Annotated in this window: 16 protein-coding genes; 1 reads left to right on the top strand and 15 read right to left on the bottom strand. The window is 64.6% G+C overall.

Going from position 1 to position 15,801, the window contains the following annotated elements; all coding sequences use genetic code 11:
* Positions 1 to 29 precede the first annotated feature (29 nt).
* The 3 genes from AC0L3J_RS21095 to AC0L3J_RS21085 form a co-directional block, all read right to left on the bottom strand.
* A complete protein-coding gene (locus tag AC0L3J_RS21095) occupies positions 30 to 482 on the bottom strand; it encodes a c-type cytochrome (protein ID WP_007608447.1) in 453 nt (150 codons plus the stop codon).
* A 96-nt stretch (positions 483 to 578) separates the two neighbouring features.
* Positions 579 to 839, bottom strand: coding sequence for a cytochrome C oxidase subunit IV family protein (locus AC0L3J_RS21090; protein WP_456765075.1), 261 nt, complete (start codon positions 837 to 839; stop codon positions 579 to 581).
* A gap of 2 nt (positions 840 to 841) precedes the next feature.
* A complete protein-coding gene (locus AC0L3J_RS21085) occupies positions 842 to 1,417 on the bottom strand; it encodes a cytochrome c oxidase subunit 3 family protein (RefSeq protein WP_456765076.1) in 576 nt (191 codons plus the stop codon).
* Positions 1,418 to 1,589: 172 nt separating this feature from the next.
* Here AC0L3J_RS21085 and AC0L3J_RS21080 point away from each other — a divergent pair, with 172 nt between their 5' ends.
* On the top strand, positions 1,590 to 1,745 hold the full coding sequence (locus AC0L3J_RS21080) for a hypothetical protein (protein WP_247288921.1): 156 nt from the start codon (positions 1,590 to 1,592) through the stop codon (positions 1,743 to 1,745).
* A 117-nt stretch (positions 1,746 to 1,862) separates the two neighbouring features.
* On the opposite strand, the gene mmsB is transcribed toward AC0L3J_RS21080, so the two are convergent.
* The 12 genes from mmsB to AC0L3J_RS21020 all read right to left on the bottom strand — a co-directional run bounded on the left by mmsB (position 1,863) and on the right by AC0L3J_RS21020 (position 15,800).
* Positions 1,863 to 3,053, bottom strand: a complete 1,191-nt coding sequence (gene mmsB, locus AC0L3J_RS21075) for a multiple monosaccharide ABC transporter permease (protein WP_027569186.1) — start codon at positions 3,051 to 3,053, stop codon at positions 1,863 to 1,865.
* The gene (mmsA, locus tag AC0L3J_RS21070) at positions 3,050 to 4,627 is read right to left on the bottom strand and encodes a multiple monosaccharide ABC transporter ATP-binding protein (RefSeq protein WP_473348233.1); all 1,578 of its coding nucleotides are present in this window, start codon (positions 4,625 to 4,627) and stop codon (positions 3,050 to 3,052) included. Before mmsA ends, mmsB begins: the two co-directional genes overlap by 4 nt.
* A gap of 188 nt (positions 4,628 to 4,815) precedes the next feature.
* Positions 4,816 to 5,889, bottom strand: a complete 1,074-nt coding sequence (gene chvE / locus AC0L3J_RS21065) for a multiple monosaccharide ABC transporter substrate-binding protein (protein WP_275167653.1) — start codon at positions 5,887 to 5,889, stop codon at positions 4,816 to 4,818.
* 73 nt (positions 5,890 to 5,962) lie between these two features.
* A complete protein-coding gene (locus tag AC0L3J_RS21060; RefSeq protein ID WP_456765077.1) occupies positions 5,963 to 6,841 on the bottom strand; it encodes an SMP-30/gluconolactonase/LRE family protein in 879 nt (292 codons plus the stop codon).
* Positions 6,841 to 7,917, bottom strand: coding sequence for an aldose epimerase family protein (locus tag AC0L3J_RS21055; protein ID WP_456765078.1), 1,077 nt, complete (start codon positions 7,915 to 7,917; stop codon positions 6,841 to 6,843). The genes AC0L3J_RS21060 and AC0L3J_RS21055 overlap by 1 nt, the downstream gene beginning before the upstream one ends.
* 2 nt (positions 7,918 to 7,919) lie before the next feature.
* Positions 7,920 to 8,846 carry a Gfo/Idh/MocA family protein gene (locus AC0L3J_RS21050; RefSeq protein WP_456765079.1) on the bottom strand — a complete coding sequence of 309 codons (927 nt, stop codon included), beginning with the start codon at positions 8,844 to 8,846 and terminating at the stop codon, positions 7,920 to 7,922.
* Positions 8,843 to 9,622, bottom strand: a complete 780-nt coding sequence (locus tag AC0L3J_RS21045) for a FadR/GntR family transcriptional regulator (protein WP_456765080.1) — start codon at positions 9,620 to 9,622, stop codon at positions 8,843 to 8,845. The genes AC0L3J_RS21050 and AC0L3J_RS21045 overlap by 4 nt, the downstream gene beginning before the upstream one ends.
* Positions 9,619 to 10,599 (bottom strand): galactofuranose ABC transporter, permease protein YjfF, encoded by a 981-nt coding sequence (yjfF, locus tag AC0L3J_RS21040; RefSeq protein ID WP_456765081.1) that lies wholly within the window; start codon positions 10,597 to 10,599, stop codon positions 9,619 to 9,621. The genes AC0L3J_RS21045 and yjfF overlap by 4 nt, the downstream gene beginning before the upstream one ends.
* Positions 10,596 to 11,588 (bottom strand): ABC transporter permease, encoded by a 993-nt coding sequence (locus tag AC0L3J_RS21035; protein ID WP_456765082.1) that lies wholly within the window; start codon positions 11,586 to 11,588, stop codon positions 10,596 to 10,598. The genes yjfF and AC0L3J_RS21035 overlap by 4 nt, the downstream gene beginning before the upstream one ends.
* Positions 11,585 to 13,129, bottom strand: a complete 1,545-nt coding sequence (locus AC0L3J_RS21030) for a sugar ABC transporter ATP-binding protein (protein ID WP_456765083.1) — start codon at positions 13,127 to 13,129, stop codon at positions 11,585 to 11,587. Before AC0L3J_RS21030 ends, AC0L3J_RS21035 begins: the two co-directional genes overlap by 4 nt.
* A 121-nt stretch (positions 13,130 to 13,250) precedes the next feature.
* Positions 13,251 to 14,216 (bottom strand): galactofuranose ABC transporter, galactofuranose-binding protein YtfQ, encoded by a 966-nt coding sequence (ytfQ, locus tag AC0L3J_RS21025; RefSeq protein WP_007608422.1) that lies wholly within the window; start codon positions 14,214 to 14,216, stop codon positions 13,251 to 13,253.
* Between the two features lie 411 nt (positions 14,217 to 14,627).
* Positions 14,628 to 15,800, bottom strand: a complete 1,173-nt coding sequence (locus AC0L3J_RS21020; protein WP_456765084.1) for a fumarylacetoacetate hydrolase family protein — start codon at positions 15,798 to 15,800, stop codon at positions 14,628 to 14,630.
* Between the last annotated feature and the right edge of the window lies 1 nt (position 15,801).

The raw sequence follows: 15,801 nt of genomic DNA, 5'->3' as shown, positions 1-15,801 counted from the left end.
CTCTGTCTTGAAAGAGGAAAGCGGCGGGCTCAGCCGGCCTTGTTCGGGGGCCAATCCTGGCGCTTGATCGTGCTCACCCATTGCAGGAAATCGGCGAGATCGTTGAGCTCCTGGTCGGTGAGGTTGAATTGCGGCATCTGCCGCCGGCCCTCCGCGCCCGAGGGCTGCGACTGCATCCAGGCCTTCAGCGTCTCTCGCGCGCCGGCCGGATCTTCCTTGCCGCCCCATCGATCCCAGACGTTGCCGACTTCGGGCGCGAAATAGGCGCCTTCCCCGAGCAACGTGTGGCAGTTGATGCAGGAGTTCTTCTCCCAGACATGCTTGCCGCGGGCGACCGACGACGTCAGCGTCGCCGCGTCCGTCGAGGTCGTGGCCATGTAGTAGTGGCTGTGCGCCGTCAGCCCGATGAAGATGGCGAAGAAAAAAGCCGAGCCGCCGTAGAAGACGTTTCGAGCGGCCGACTTGGTCAGGCGTTCAGCCATTGCCAATCCTTTCAATTGAGTCCCGTCGCGTAAATCGGTGATGCGATTTATTGCCGATTGGCACGTCCCGTTCTTTGTCAGGGCGCAAGGAGTGGGTCAGATCAGGGCGGCAACGGCGGATGTGAGCCAGGCGAACAGCACCACGATGAGGATCCAGGCGCTGACGAGGCCGCGCCAGAGCGCAGGCGCCGCGCGAAGATCGAGGAAGTCGAGTACAATCCGGCGGCCCTTGACGCCGGCCAAGGCCAGTAGCAGGGCGTTGCCGAGCAGCGGCCGCGGCATCAACGGCGGCACCAGGACGGTCGCGAGTGCGAGGCCGATCAGCGCGAGCCAGGTGAAGTCCAGGCGATCCGGCATCGTCACCGCACCAGATAAAGAATCGGGAACATCACGATCCAGACCAGATCGACCATGTGCCAGAAGGCCGTTCCCGTCTCGACGCCGAACGCCTGGGCGCGGCGGCAGACCACGGCTAGGATGATGATGCCGAGGCAGACGTGCAGGAGATGGAAGCCGGTCAGGAGGAAGTAGAGTGTGAAGAATGGACTGGTCTCGAGTCCGATGCCGCGTCCGATCTCTTCGGCATATTCGCCGAGCTTGATCGCCACGAACAGGCTGCCAAGCCCCATGGCTGTGAGGAGCCAGTATCGTGTCGCCCGCCTCTCGCTGGCCCGCGCGGACTTCGTAGCCCGGGCTGCGGCCCAACCGCTCGTCACCAGCACGACAGTGTTCAATCCGGCGAGACCCGGATCAAGTGCCGCCTGCCCCGCGGCGAACACGGCGGGATGGATCGCGCGGGCGACCGTGAAGGTACCGAGAAACAGACCGAAGGCGGCGAGCTCGCTGAAGATCAGCACCCAGATCATGGGATCGCCGGGAAGATCGTCCAGAATTCCCCAGCCGGCTCCCTGTGGTTCGCAATCGGCTGCCGACATCTGCTCTTCCGGATCAGGACACCAGCCAGACTTAGCTCAGCCGTGCCGATCCGAGTTTGTTGCCGGACAAACTTGGGGGATGCCGATCAATTTGTTTGCGCCGTCGCAACGTCCGGCCGGCCGGGTCGCGGTACCAAACGCCCCAGGGTTCCGTGGAGCTGCGAGCGATAACATGAGCGATGCACAAATCGGGCTGATGACCGCGACGCCCATCATCATCGTCTTCGCCATCGCGCTCCGGCGAATCGGCGTGCTATCGACCGTAGCCACCGTGTCGGCGGTGAGCATCTCCGTCGCGATCGCGGCGGTGCTGTTCACGACGCAGTAACCGCTCCCGTAGGGTGGGCGAAGCGAAGCGTGCCCACCACACTGCTCGCGCAATTGCGGAAGGATGGTGGGCACGGCGCGCTGCGCCTTTGCCCACCCTACTGCACTGCCGACGTGGTTACCGCCGCTGATTATAAACGTCGATGCACACTGCCCCGAGCAGGACCAGGCCCTTGATGACCTGCTGATAGTCGATGCCGATGCCGAGGATGGACATGCCGTTGTTCATCACACCCATGATCATGGCGCCGACCACGGCACCGCCGACGCGGCCGACCCCGCCATAGGCCGAGGCGCCGCCGATGAAGCAGGCCGCGATGACGTCGAGCTCGAAGCCGAGACCCGCCTTCGGCGTTGCGGTATTGAGGCGCGCGGCGAAGACGAGGCCGGCGAGCGCGGCGAGCACGCCCATATTGACGAAGGTGAGGAAGGTCAACCGTTCCGTCTTGATGCCCGACAGACTTGCGGCCTTGGCGTTGCCGCCGACAGCATAGATTTGCCGGCCGATCACGGTGCGGCGGGTGACGAAGCCGTAGAGCGCGATCAACGCACCCATGATCACCAGCACGTTGGGCAGGCCGCGATGCGAGGCAATCAGATAGGTGAAATAGAGCACGGCACAGGCCAGAAGAATGCTCTTACCGAGGAAGAACGCGTAGGGTTCGACTTCGATGCCGTGCAACTGCTCGCGCGACCTTCCCCTGGCGCTGGCGTAGACGAGGCCGAGCGCGAGCACCGCACCGATCAGCATGGACGTCGGATGCAGGGTGCCGGCCTCCGGCAAGAGCTCCGGAATGAAGCCGGAGGACAGTTTCTGGAAGGTCGCCGGGAACGGTCCGAGCGACTGGCCCTGCAACACCGCGAGCGCAAGCCCCTTGAACACCAACATGCCCGCTAGCGTCACGATGAAGGACGGGATCTTGAAATAGGCCACCCAATAGCCCTGCGCGGCGCCGATCGCCGCGCCCAGCAGCAGGCAGGCGATGAAGGCGAGCGTGTAGTCGACCTTGTATGTCACCATCAGCACGGCGGCCACCGCGCCGACGAAACCCGCGACCGAACCGACCGAGAGGTCGATATGGCCGGTAACGATGACGAGCAGCATACCCAGCGCCATGATGACGATGTAGCTGTTCTGGAGCACCAGATTGGTCAGGTTGAGCGGCTGCAGCAGCGTGCCGCCGGTCATGACCTGGAAGAACAGCATGATCGCAATCAGCGACATCAGCATGCCGTAGTTGCGCAAATTGTTCTTGATGAAGCTGCCGTTCCGGCGCTCCTCGGGCAGCGAAACCGTCTTGTCGGTCATGGCTGCGATCCTCCCATCTCGGCACCCGCCAGGGCGCGGCTTCCATAATTTCTGTCGTTGCGCATGATGGCGCGCATGATCTTTTCCTGCGTTGCGTCGGCGCCCTTGAACTCGCCGACGAAGGCGCCGTCATTCATGACGCAGATGCGGTCGCAGATGCCGAGCAGCTCGGGCATCTCCGAGGAGATCACCACCACGCCACGGCCGGCCTCTGCGAGCTCGTTGATGATACAGTAGATCTCGTACTTGGCACCGACGTCGATGCCCCGGGTCGGCTCGTCCAGGATCAAGACCTTGGGGTCGGTCATCAGCCATTTCGACAGCACGACCTTCTGCTGGTTGCCGCCCGAGAGCTGGCTGGTCTCCTGATAGACGTCGGAGCAGCGGATGCGCATCCGGTTGCGGTAATCGCTGGCGACCTTCAGCTCGGCGATGTCGTCGATCACCCGATTGGGGGCGACCTGGTCCAGGCTTGCCAGCGTGATGTTCTTGCGGACGTCGTCGGCGAGGATCAGCCCGAGCTGCTTGCGGTCCTCGGTGACATAGGCAAGGCCGGCGTCGATCGCGGCCGCGACGTTCGGCAGCACGATCTCATGGCTCTCGAGCCGGATGCGACCGCTGATCGTGGTGCCCCAGGAACGGCCGAACAGGCTCATGGCGAATTCGGTGCGGCCAGCGCCCATCAATCCGGCAATGCCGACCACCTCGCCGCGCTTGACGCCGAAATTGACGTTCTTGATCACCTGCCGCTCGGGATGGATGGGGTGATAGACCGACCAGTTCTCGACGGTCAGGACCGGCTCGCCGATCTTCACGCTGCGCTCGGGAAAGCGATGGGCGAGATCGCGGTTGACCATGCTGCGGATGATGCGGTCCTCCTGGATCGGCTCGGCGCGGCAGTCGATGCCGTCGACGGTGCGGCCGTCGCGTAGGACGGTGATGTGGTCCGCGACGCGGGCGACCTCGTTCAGCTTGTGCGAGATCAGGATCGAGCCGATGCCCTGCTCGCGGAAGGCCATGAGACGTTCGAGCAGCGCGGCGCTGTCGGCCTCATTGAGACTCGCGGTCGGCTCGTCCAGGATCAGCATCCGCACCCGCTTGGACAGCGCCTTGGCGATCTCGACGAGCTGCTGCTTGCCGACGCCGAGATCGGTGATCAGCGTATCCGGCGATTCCTTGAGGCCGACCTGCGCGAGCAGGTCGCGCGTGCGCCGATACACCTCGTCGCGATCGATCACGCCGAGCTTGGACGGCGGATGCGACAGGAAGATGTTTTCGGCAATCGACATCAGCGGGATCAGCGCCAGCTCCTGATGGATGATGATGATACCGAGCGCCTCGGAATCGTTGATGTCGCGGAAGCGGCGCTCCTCGCCATCGAAGATGATGGTGCCCTCGTAGCTGCCGGCCGGGTAGACGCCGCTGAGCACCTTCATCAGCGTGGACTTGCCGGCACCGTTCTCGCCGACGAGGGCGTGGATTTGCCCGGCTTCAACCATGAAGTTGACATCGCGCAGCGCCTGCACGCCGGAAAAGCTCTTGCTGACGTTACGCATCTCCAGCATTGCGGTCATCGATTCATTCTCCCCGGGGCTTCCACAATCGTCATGGCCGGGCTTGTCCCGGCCATCCACGTGCAGCCGCTTGCGAAGAGGGACGTGGATGCCCGGGACAAGCCCGGGCATGACGAGTTGATAAACATGCGCTTCGCTCTAACCCTAAAGAACTCCCTCTCCGCAGGTCGGGAGAGGGAGTAGACCTCTTACTGGAACTGCGACTTCTTGTAGTAGCCGCTCTCCACCAGGACCTTCTCCCAATTGTCCTTGTAGACCACGACCGGCTTGAGCAGATAGGACGGCACGGTCTTGGCGCCGTTCTCGTAGGTCTTGGTGTCGTTGACGGTGACCTGCTTGCCGGCAAGCGCAGCGTCGACCATGTCGGCGGTCACCTTGGCGAGATCGCGGGTGTCCTTGAAGATCGTCGAATACTGATCGCCGCGCAGCATCGCCTTGATCGAGGGCACCTCGGCATCCTGGCCCGAGATGACAGGCATCGGCTGGCCGGCGCTGCCATACCCGACGCCCTTCAGCGAGGAGATGATACCGATCGACAGGCCGTCATACGGCGACAGCACCGCGTTGACCTTCTTGTTGCCGTAGTAGGCGCTGAGCAGATTGTCCATGCGGGCCTGCGCGGTGGCGCCGTCCCAGCGCAAGGTCGCGACCTTGTCCATCCCCATCTGGCCGGAGACGACGACGAGCTTGCCGCTGTCGATGTACGGCTTCAGCACGCTCATCGCGCCGTTGTAGAAGAAGTAGGCGTTGTTGTCGTCGGGCGAGCCGCCGAACAGCTCGATGTTGAACGGACCCTTGCCATCCTTGAGGCCGAGGCCCTGCACGATCGACTCGGCCTGGAGCACGCCGACCTGGAAATTGTCGAAGGTCGCGTAATAGTCGACGTTCGGCGTGCCGCGGATCAGGCGGTCATAGGCGATCACGGTGATGCCTTTTGCTTTCGCCTGCTTGAGCACGTCGGACAGCGTGGTGCCGTCGATCGCGGCGATCACCAGCGCTTTCGCGCCCTTGGTCACCATGTTCTCGACCTGCGAGAGCTGGTTCGGAATGTCGTCCTCGGCATATTGCAGGTCGGTGTTGTAGCCGCGCTCCTTCAGCACCTTGACCATGTTGTTGCCATCGTCGATCCAGCGCGCCGACGATTTGGTCGGCATGGCGATGCCGACTGTTGCTTTGTCCTGGGCCGAGGCGGTGACGCCCGCGGCCATCGTCGCAGCGCCGGCCAGCGCCAGCGCGAGGAAGGTCGTCTTCAGTTTCAACATGTTTCTCTCCCTTGGATGTCAGACTGTTTTTTGGTGTCGTCGAGAAATTTGGTCGTGTGCGGCTTCGAGCCTCCTATGCGAGCTTGACGTCAGGCTCCGCGCGACCGCGCGCGGAGGCCTCCAACAGGAAGGTGTAGCCGGCTTGCGGATCGGCGGCACGCGCCGCCGCATCCATGTCCTGCCAGGCCGAGGTGACGAGGAGACGCGACAGATCAGGGCCGACAAAAGCGGGGCAGCTCGCCTGCTTTGCCGGCACGCTGAGCGAGCGCAGGCGCTCGCCTTGCGGAGAGTAGACGTCGATACGGCCAGCGCCCCAGCAGGCGTTCCAGATGTTTCCGTCGGCGTCGCACACCGAACCGTCAAGACCGCCGATGCCGGTGTGGCGCAGCAGCACTTCCGGCTCGCCGCGCGGCAGGCCGGTCGTGGGATTGAGCGGCACCGCGTAGAGCACCGCGCGCGCAGTGTCGGCGAAGTAGCCGGTGGCGCCATCGGGCGAGAAGCAGATTGAGTTGGGAATGCTGATGCGCGGAAACAGCATCGAGATCTCGCCGCGATGAAACGCGTAGATCGCGCCTGCCCCTGCTTCCGCCTTGCGGCCCATGGTGCCGATCCAGAACGTGCCGGAGGAATGCACGCGGGCATCGTTGGAGCGGGTCGCGGGATTGTCGGCTTCGAGCGGACAGAGCAGCGTCATCGCACCGTCGGCAATTTTGCGGACATAGAGGCCGTCTTCCGCGACGATCAACTGCCGCTCGGCATCGATCCGCCCAAGTGCGCTCGCCATCCGGCCCAGCGCATGAACGCGAATGCCGCCGCTGCCGAGCTGCGCCTCGAACAGTCGTCCCTCGCGGATATCGAACCACCAGGCGGTGTCGGTGGTCACGTCATAGGTCGGTCCCTCGCCGAGATGGCAAGGATCGTTCGAAAGAACCGAGGTCGGCACCTGTTCCATCAGGACCTCCTCACCGCAAAGCGATAGACCGTGTGATGGCGATAGACCTCGCCGGGCGCTAGGCGCGGGCTCGGGAAATCCGGCCGGTTCGGTGCGTCCGGCCAGATATGCGGCTCCAGGCACATGGCGTCCGACTGCCGGTACAGCTTGCCGCCCTTGCCCGAAATCGTGCCGTCGAGATAATTACCCGAATAGACCTGCAGACCGGGCTGATCGGTGAACAGCTCCATGATGCGCCCCGAGCGCGGCGCCTCCAGCCGCGCCGCGAGCGCAAGCTTGCCGTCACGCGCGAGACAGTAGGTGTGATCGTAGCCCTTGCCGTTGCGCAATTGCTGGTCGCTCTCGCGGATGCGCTCGCCGATCGCCCGCGGCTCGCGGAAGTCGAACGGCGTGCCGGCAACGCTGCGCGGCGGCTCGGGCAACGGAATGGCCGTGGGGTCGATCGCGAGGAAATGCGCGGCCGCGACCGTTAGCTTGTGATCGAGAATGGGCGTGCCTGATGTCGCGCCCTCCAGATTGAAGAAGCTGTGGTTGGTCAGGTTGACGATGGTCGGCCGGTCGGTCCGCGCCTCCATGATCAGGGATAGCTCGGCCGAGCCGGTGACGCGATAGGTCAGGCGCACATCGAGCCGACCGGGATAGTTTTCCTCGCCATGCGGGCTCGTGTAGGTCAGTGTGACCGCGGGCTCGGCGCCGTCGTCGATCTCCGCAATGTCCCAGAGCTTGCGGTCGAAGCCGTCGAGGCCGCCATGCAGCGCATTCGGACCGTTGTTGACGGGAAGCTGCACCGTCTCGCCGTCCAGCGAAAATTGTCCGTTGGCGATGCGATTGGCGTAGCGGCCGACGGTGGCGCCGAAGAACTTTCGTTCAGCGAGATAGCCGGCGAACCCATCATGGCCGAGCACGACGTCGTCGTAGCAGCCTTTGGCGTCCGGCGCGATCAGCGCCTGGATCACCGCGCCATGGGTGATGATGCGCGCCTCGAACCCGCCCTCGCCGCGCAGCACGATGCGGTCCACCTTGCGGCCGTCCGGCAGCGTTCCGAAGACATCTTTTTCTATTTTCGATCCAGCCATGATCAATCCACAAACGGTTCGACGATCGTGCGCCTGCCGAGCAGGAAGGCGTCGGCAACGAGACGAAGCGGCGCCAGATCGACATCGCTCGCCCCTGTCGCGGCGAGCGTGACGAAGCGCCGGTAAAGCTCCCGATATTCCTCATCGGGCGCTTCGGCAACGGTCTTGCCGTCGATCGCCATGATCCGGCCGCCGCGGGATAGCGTCATCCGGCCCTGGTCGGTTTCGACCAGGATATCCCAGCTCTGCGGCCCGGTCTGGCGGAAATCGAACTCGGCGGTCACAGGCAGGCCTTCGATGTCGGTCAGCGTCAGCTTCGCGGCGATCGGCGCCTGGCAATTGGCGGGGAAGGCGAGCTCGGCTGCGGTGACGAACACGGGCTGCGGCAGGATCCTGGTCAGGATCGACAGCGCATTGATGCCGGGATCGAACACCCCGAGCCCGCCCGGCTCCCAGATCCACGCCTGCCCGGGATGCCAGACGCGGACGTCCTCTTTCCAGTTGATGTGCACGGAACGGATGCGGCGCGCGGCGAGCCACTCGCGCGCCGGCTCGACTGCCGGCGCATGGCGCGAATGCCAGGTCGCAAACAGCGTTCGCTTGGCCTCACCCGCCATCGCGATCAACGGATCGAGCTCGGCAACTCCGGCGCCGGGCGGCTTCTCCAGCATGACATGCTTGCCGGCTTTGAGCGCTGCGACCGCCTGGGCGCGGCGCACTTGAGGCGGCGTGCAGAGCGACACCGCGTCGATCGGCGGACCTTTTTCCAGCAGCTCCTCGATAGTCGCGAAATGCGGCAGATCCGGCAACGAGGCATTGCGGCTGGCGACGGCGGCCAGCGTCGCGCCGGGAACCGCTGCGATGGCGCCGACATGCTGATCCCGCGCGATCTTGCCGAAGCCGACGATGGCGATTCGAAGTTCAGTCACGATCTTTCTCCAGCTTCCGCGGACGGCAGCGCTTCGGCCGATACAGTCTCGATCACTGTACCCTCGTGGCGGCGCATGCCGTTGTGAATGACGTAGACCATCGCCTCCGAAGCAGTCGTGGCATCACCGGCCGCGATGGCATCGACGATCTTCTGATGCCAGAGCAGAACGGTGTCGCGGTCCTCCGGTTCGACCGGTGCGCTGAGCAGGAATGAGGCGCGCAGCGCAGCCTCGATGACGTGCCCGATCGAGCGCATGAACAGATTTCCGGAGGCGCGCGCCACACCGACATGGAGCGCGAGGTCGGCATCGGCGAAGCCAACGGAGTCGGAGGCTTCAAGCCGCATCCGCTCCATGCAGCGCCGGAGCTCGGACAGATCCTGCTCCGACCGCTGCGCCGCCGCCAGCATCGCCGCGCGCGGCTCGACCGCGAGGCGGATCTCGGCGAGGTCGTTGAGGAAACGCTTGTCGATCCCGGCATCCAGGTGCCAGGCCAGCACGTCGGCGTCGAACATGTTCCAGGCGACGCGCTCGCGCACGACGGTGCCGACGCGCGCCTTGGTAGTAAGCAGGCCCTTGGCCACCAGCGTCTTCACGCTCTCGCGCAGCACCGGTCGCGACACGCCAAACATCGCGATCATCTCGGCATCGCCCGGCAGCCGCGTCCCTTCTGCATATCGGCCGGCGATGATGTCAACGCCGATCGAGCGGGCCACTTCCGCGTGATTTGAGTGCGCCCGGCGCGTCGGAATGACGAGGATGCGCGAGGTGGTCATGAGACTGCTCCCGCGCGCTTTGCCACGGGCCGGCGCGCGAGCGCGACCAAACCCTGTTGCAAGGCGATGAAGGCGAACAGCAGCACCCCGGTCGCGATCTTGGTCCACCAGCTCGACAGCGTCCCGTCGAAATTGATGTAGGTCTGAATCATGCCCTGGATCAGCACGCCGAGGAAGGTGCCGATCACCGAGCCCTGCCCGCCCGTGAGCAGCGTGCCGCCGATCACGACGGCCGCGATGGTATCGAGTTCGACGCCGACGGCGGAGAGCGAGTAGCCGGCGCTGGTGTAGAAGGAGAAGACGATGCCGGCGATGCCAGCGAGCAGGCTCGACAGCATGTAGATCTTCACCGTCATGCTGCCGACGGCAACGCCCATCAGGCTCGCGGTCGCCCGGCTGCCACCGAGCGCATAGACATTGGCGCCGAACCGGGTGAGCTGCAGCAGCAATGCGCCGCCGATCACGATCGCAAGCATGATGATCGCGACCGCCGTCAGCCGTCCACCGCCGGGTAGTCGCAGTGCGAAGTCCGACACGATCGAATAGACCGGTGCCGTGATTGGCACCGATTCCGTCGAGAGCAGGAAGCTGGCACCTCGGGCCAAAAACATCCCGGCGAGCGTCACGATGAAAGGCGGCAAATCGAAGACATGGATCACCGCGCCCATCGCCGCGCCGAAGGCCGCCGAGAGTGCGAGAATGGCGACGAAGGCGACCAGAGGCGGCATTCCCCAGCGCTCAATCGCCAGCGCGACGAACACCGTGGTGAAGCCAATCACCGAACCGACCGAGAGATCGATGCCGCCGGAAATGATGACGAAGGTCATGCCGGTCGCGACAATGCCGAGGAAGGCGTTGTCGGTCAGCAGATTGCCGACCACGCGGGTGGAGGCGATGTTGGGAAACTGCATCGCGCAGAGTGCGAATCCCGCGACGAGCACGATCGCCGTGATGAGGACGGGCGGCAGGCCTTTCATGCCTTGGTCCCCCGCAGCCGCATCACGATTCCGGCAAAGCCGGACAGCTTCGGCGATTGCAGCAGCAGCACGGCGAGCACCACCACCGCCTTGACCAGCAAATTGAACTCCGGCGGATAGCCCGACAGCAGAATGCCCGTGTTCATCGTCTGGATGATCAGCGCGCCGAGTACGGCCAGCACGAGGCTGAAGCGGCCGCCGAACAGCGAGGTGCCGCCGATCACCACCGCAAGGATGGCGTCGAGCTCGAGCCAGAGGCCGGCATTGTTGGCATCCGCGCCCATGATGTCGGCCGCTGCGATCACGCCGGCAAGCGCAGCGCAAACGCCGCACCAGACATAGACCGCCAAAATCATCGCGCGCGTGCCGACGCCGGCAAGCTCGCTCGCCCGCGCATTGCCGCCGGTCGCCTCGATCAGCAATCCGAGTGCGGAGCCGCGCACCACCGCGCCGGTGAGGATCAGCATCCCCAGCGCGATCGCGACCGGCACCGGCAGGCCGAGGATGGACCCATTGCCGAGCCAGACCAGATCGGGCGAGGAGAAGGTCACGATGCGGCCTTCGGTGATGAGCTGGGCGATGCCGCGTCCCGCCACCATCAGGATCAAGGTCGCCACGATCGGCTGCATGCCGAGCACCGCGACGAGAAATCCGTTCCACAATCCGCAGATCAGGCCCGCACCGAGCGCAGCCGCCAGCACCACGGCCAGACTGTGGCTGTCGGCGAGGCTCGCCGCGATCGCGCCGGAGATCGCCATGACAGCACCGACCGACAGATCGATGCCGCGCGTGGCGATCACCAGCACCATGCCGAGCGAGAGCAGCGCCACCGGCGTACCGCGGTTGAGCACGTCGATCATGCTGCCGAACAGCCGGCCGTCCTGGAGGCGCAAATCGAAGAATTGCGGCGACACCACGCGATCGACCGCGAGGATGACGATCAATGCGAGGATCTGGGCAAGGCCGCGGCGCGGCAGCAGCGCTGTCATGTGTGAGCCTCAAGCGCAACGGCGACGCTATCGGCGGCAATGGCGGCGAGAATGTTGCCGACGTCGATCGCCTCGCCCGCGAGCTCCTCGACATGGGCGCGGTCGCGCAGCACCACCACGCGATCGGAATAGGTCACGATCTCGTCGAGCTCGGAGGAAATCACGAGCAGCGCAAGCCCGTCGTCGCAGAGCTCGCGGATCAGGCGGATGATCTCGGCATGCGCGCCGACGTCGATGCCGCGCGTCGGCTCGTCCAGCACTAGGAGCCGCGGCGAGGTCGCGAGCCACCGTGCCAGCAGCACCTTCTGCTGATTGCCGCCAGACAGCAGGCCGACGGGACGCTCCGGATCGGGCGGACGAATGTCGAGCACCTTGACGTAACGGCTCGCGATCTCGTCCTGCTCGCGCCGCGACAGCGGCCGATGCAGACCGCGCTTGGCCTGAAGCGCGAGCACGATGTTCTCGCGGACGGTGAGCTCGGCGACGATACCGTCGGTCTTGCGCTCCTCAGGGCAATAGCCAAAGCCGTGACGCACCCCGTCGCGCGGCGAGTGAAGCCCGACAGGCGCGCCTTCCACCCTCGCCTGCCCGCGATCGGCGCGCTCGGCGCCGAACACCAGCCGGGCCGTCTCGGTCCGGCCCGAGCCGAGCAAGCCGGCGAGACCGACGACCTCGCCATGGCGCAGCTCGAGATTGAACGGCGCGACATAGCCTGATTTGCCATAGTTCTCGAAGCTCGCGCAGACTTCGCGGGCCTGATGCTCGCGCGTCGCGGCCCGCGCGCTGGTGGTCTCGGCCAGCTCGCGGCCGAGCATCATCCGGATCAGCTCGAGCCGCGACAGCGACGCGGTCTCGCGCTCGCCGACCAGGCGACCATTTCGCAAAACGGTGATACGATCGGAGACCTCATAGACCTGGTCGAGGAAATGGCTGACGAAGACGATGCCAATGCCGCGCTTGGCAAGCTGACGCATGATGCGAAAGAGGATCTCGACCTCATGGCGATCGAGGCTCGCGGTCGGCTCGTCCAGGATCAGCACGCGAGCCGAGAGATCGACGGCGCGCGCGATCGCGGTGACATGCTGGATCGCCACCGAATAATTGCCAAGCGGCGCTGATACGTCGATGTCGAGACCGAAATCCGCGAGCAGCGACTTCGCGCGACGCCGCATCTCGCCTTCACGCACGATGCCGAAGCGCATCGGCTGCCGGTCGAGAAACAAATTCTGCGCCACCGAGAGGTTCGGCAGCAAATTGACCTCCTGGTAGACCGTGGCAATGCCGGCCTGAACCGCCGCCTTGGCCGAGCGCGGCGCGACCTCTTCGCCGCTGATCCTGACGATGCCGGCATCGCGCGGGAACACGCCCGTGATCACCTTGATCAGCGTGGATTTGCCGGCGCCGTTCTCACCAAGCAACGCATGAATCTCGCCGGCGCGCAGCGTGAAGTCGACCTCCTGCAACGCATGCACGGCGCCAAAGCTCTTGCTGATCCCGCGCACCTCCAGCAGGGAAGCAGCGGAATCCGGGCTGTTCTCCATGACAAATTCACTCCCAGCGGCGCCCGCTGACGATGCGGACGCGGAGCCTGTTCGTTCGCGCGGCGGTTGCGAGCGGGATCGCCGGACTGCCGAAATACGACCGTCCGGCGACACTCTCGGCTCAGTAACCGAGGCCCTTCTTGCTGTCGTAGATCTTCTGCGGATCATCGGTGGGCGTGTAGAGCTTCGACTCGGTCTGGATCCATTTCGGCGGAACGGTGCCCTTGTCCTTGAAGGCCGCGATGGCATCGAGCGCGGGGCCTGCCATGTTCGGCGTCAGCTCGACCGTGGCATTGGCTTCGCCGGCGACCATCGCCTTGAAGATGTCGGGGACCGCATCGATCGAGACGGTGAGGATCTCCTTGCCCGGCTTGAGGCCGGCTTCCTTCATCGCCTGGATCGCACCGACCATCATGTCGTCGTTGTGCGCATAAACCGCGCAGATCGACTTGCCGCCGCCTTCGGCCTTGATGAAGCTTTCCATCACTTCCTTGCCCTTGGCGCGGGTGAAGTCGCCGGTCTGGCTGCGCACCACCTTCAGGTTCGCATGCTTGGCGATGGCGGTGTCAAAACCCTTCTTGCGGTTGGCGGCGACGCTGGCGCCGACCGTGCCCTGCAATTCGACGATGTTGCAGGCCTTGGCGCCGACGGTCTTGGCCAGCCAGTCGCCGGCGACCTCGCCTTCATGCACGCTGTCTGAGGTCACGGCGGTGAGATAGAGTTCCTTGCCGGAGGGATCGATGTCGCGGTCGAGCAGCACGACCGGAATCTTGGCCTCCTTGGCTTCCTTCAGCACCGAGTCCCAGCCGGTCGAGACGACGGGCGCGAGGAAGATCGCATCGACGTTCTGCGCGATGAAGGAGCGGATCGCCTTGATCTGGTTCTCCTGCTTCTGCTGCGCGTCGGCGATCTTGAGATTGACCTTGCGCTTGGTGGCCTCCTGCTTGGAGACCGAGGTCTCGGCCGCGCGCCAGCCGGATTCCGATCCGATCTGCGAGAAGCCGATGGTGAGCTCGGCGGCATTCGCCGGCAGCGCGAGCAGCAACGCAGCAGTGGCGCTGGCCGCAAAGAGGGCTTTGAGGATCATCAGGCGTATCTCCCAAAATGTTATCCGGGGCGCCGATCGGTAGCATCGCACCCACAGGCCGACCTTTGAGGCGGCGGGAGGGACTATTTCACGGAAGTTTGGTTCCGACTAGTCATATTATCTGACTATTTGGGTCGGACGCGACGGGCTGGCAGCAGGGCCCGGGTATGACACGCCTAGCGCGATTTTGTTCCAGCGATGCAACGCGGAGATGAAGAAAATGATACGGGCTGTTGCGAGAGCGACGGTGCGCTCCCTCGCCCCGATCTTACGGGGAGAGGGTTGGGGTGAGGGGCTCTCTCCGCTCAACCGGTGACAGACGGACTCGTGGAGAGTCCCCCTCACCCGAATTTACGCTTTGCGCAAACTCGACCTCTCCCCGCAAGCGGGGCAAGGTGAAGAAGGTCGGCGCTAGATCAGCTTCCGCTGCGCCAGATTCTTCATCAGCGCGCCGATGCCGAATGTCCAGGGCTCGCACTCGTCGCTGGTCCGCATGCGGTTGACGAGTTTGCCGAGTTGGGGCGCCGAGATCGTGACGATGTCGTCGCGTTTGTGGGTGAACCCCTGTCCCGGCGCGTCGCGATCCTTGACCGGCGCGAACATGGTCCCGAGGAATAGCACGAAGCCATCAGGATATTGGTGCACCTTGCCGATGGTCTGCCCAACCAGATCGGTCGGATCGCGGCTGATCATGCTGATCGATGAATGGCCGTCGAGGACGAAACCATCCTGCCCCTTCACGTTCAGGCTGATGTCGAGCTTGCGAGCGTCGTCGAGGGTAAAGCTGTCGTCGAACAGACGGAGCAGCGGCCCGATGGAGCACGAGGCGTTGTTGTCTTTGGCCTTCGACAACAGCAGCGCCGAACGGCCTTCGAAGTCGCGCAGATTGACGTCGTTGCCGAGCGCGCCCCCGACGATCTTGCCGCGGCTCGAGACGAAGAGCACCAGCTCCGGCTCGGGATTGTTCCAGGTCGACTTCGGATGCAACCCCGCATCCATGCCGGTGCCAACCGACGACAAGGTCGGCGCCTTGGTGAAGACCTCGGCATCGGGGCCGATGCCGACCTCGAGATACTGGCTCCAGGCATTCTGATCGATCAGCACCTGCTTCAGATGCATCGCCTGGTCCGAGCCCGGCTTGAGCTTCGACAGATCATCGCCGATCAGCCGCGTCACTTCTGTCCGGATCGCTTCGGCCGAGGCCGGATTGCCTTTCGCCCGCTCCTCGATCACGCGCTCCAGCATCGAGATGGCAAAGGTGACGCCGGCTGCCTTCAGCGTCTGGAGATCGACCGGCGCGAGCAGCCACGGCTTTTTCGTATCGCGCTGATCAGGTGGCGTGTTGGCGACGATAACCTCGAGATCGCCGATGCGCTCGCCCTTGATCGCGGCAAGCGCCTTCGCCGGATTGTCTTCCTCGCAGAGTGCGCTGACGGTCGGGAATTTTGCGGTGACGTCGAACACACCATCGCCGCGCACGGCGACCACGGCCGGGCCATTCGCCTGCGGCAGCCAGACGCGGCCGACGAGCGTTCCCCGCGTGCCGTCCTCGGGGAGAAGGTCCTTAACCGTCAATGTAGTCATG

It is taken from the genome of Bradyrhizobium sp. Kon37 (assembly GCF_055807535.1).
Note: the sequence above shows the minus strand (reverse complement) of the source record. Positions and strands in the feature narration are given on the sequence as shown.

Excerpts from the sequence above, each read along its gene's own strand:
- ytfQ (WP_007608422.1), bottom strand. The coding sequence starts at position 14,216 with ATGATCCTCAAAGCCCTCTTTGCGGCCAGCGCCACTGCTGCGTTGCTG.
- AC0L3J_RS21080 (WP_247288921.1), top strand. The coding sequence starts at position 1,590 with ATGAGCGATGCACAAATCGGGCTGATGACCGCGACGCCCATCATCATC.
- AC0L3J_RS21090 (WP_456765075.1), bottom strand. The coding sequence starts at position 839 with ATGCCGGATCGCCTGGACTTCACCTGGCTCGCGCTGATCGGCCTCGCA.
- mmsA (WP_473348233.1), bottom strand. The coding sequence starts at position 4,627 with ATGACCGCAATGCTGGAGATGCGTAACGTCAGCAAGAGCTTTTCCGGC.
- AC0L3J_RS21095 (WP_007608447.1), bottom strand. The coding sequence starts at position 482 with ATGGCTGAACGCCTGACCAAGTCGGCCGCTCGAAACGTCTTCTACGGC.
- yjfF (WP_456765081.1), bottom strand. The coding sequence starts at position 10,599 with ATGAAAGGCCTGCCGCCCGTCCTCATCACGGCGATCGTGCTCGTCGCG.
- chvE (WP_275167653.1), bottom strand. The coding sequence starts at position 5,889 with ATGTTGAAACTGAAGACGACCTTCCTCGCGCTGGCGCTGGCCGGCGCT.
- AC0L3J_RS21035 (WP_456765082.1), bottom strand. The coding sequence starts at position 11,588 with ATGACAGCGCTGCTGCCGCGCCGCGGCCTTGCCCAGATCCTCGCATTG.
- AC0L3J_RS21055 (WP_456765078.1), bottom strand. The coding sequence starts at position 7,917 with ATGGCTGGATCGAAAATAGAAAAAGATGTCTTCGGAACGCTGCCGGAC.
- AC0L3J_RS21060 (WP_456765077.1), bottom strand. The coding sequence starts at position 6,841 with ATGGAACAGGTGCCGACCTCGGTTCTTTCGAACGATCCTTGCCATCTC.
- AC0L3J_RS21085 (WP_456765076.1), bottom strand. The coding sequence starts at position 1,417 with ATGTCGGCAGCCGATTGCGAACCACAGGGAGCCGGCTGGGGAATTCTG.
- AC0L3J_RS21045 (WP_456765080.1), bottom strand. The coding sequence starts at position 9,622 with ATGACCACCTCGCGCATCCTCGTCATTCCGACGCGCCGGGCGCACTCA.
- AC0L3J_RS21020 (WP_456765084.1), bottom strand. The coding sequence starts at position 15,800 with ATGACTACATTGACGGTTAAGGACCTTCTCCCCGAGGACGGCACGCGG.
- mmsB (WP_027569186.1), bottom strand. The coding sequence starts at position 3,053 with ATGACCGACAAGACGGTTTCGCTGCCCGAGGAGCGCCGGAACGGCAGC.
- AC0L3J_RS21030 (WP_456765083.1), bottom strand. The coding sequence starts at position 13,129 with ATGGAGAACAGCCCGGATTCCGCTGCTTCCCTGCTGGAGGTGCGCGGG.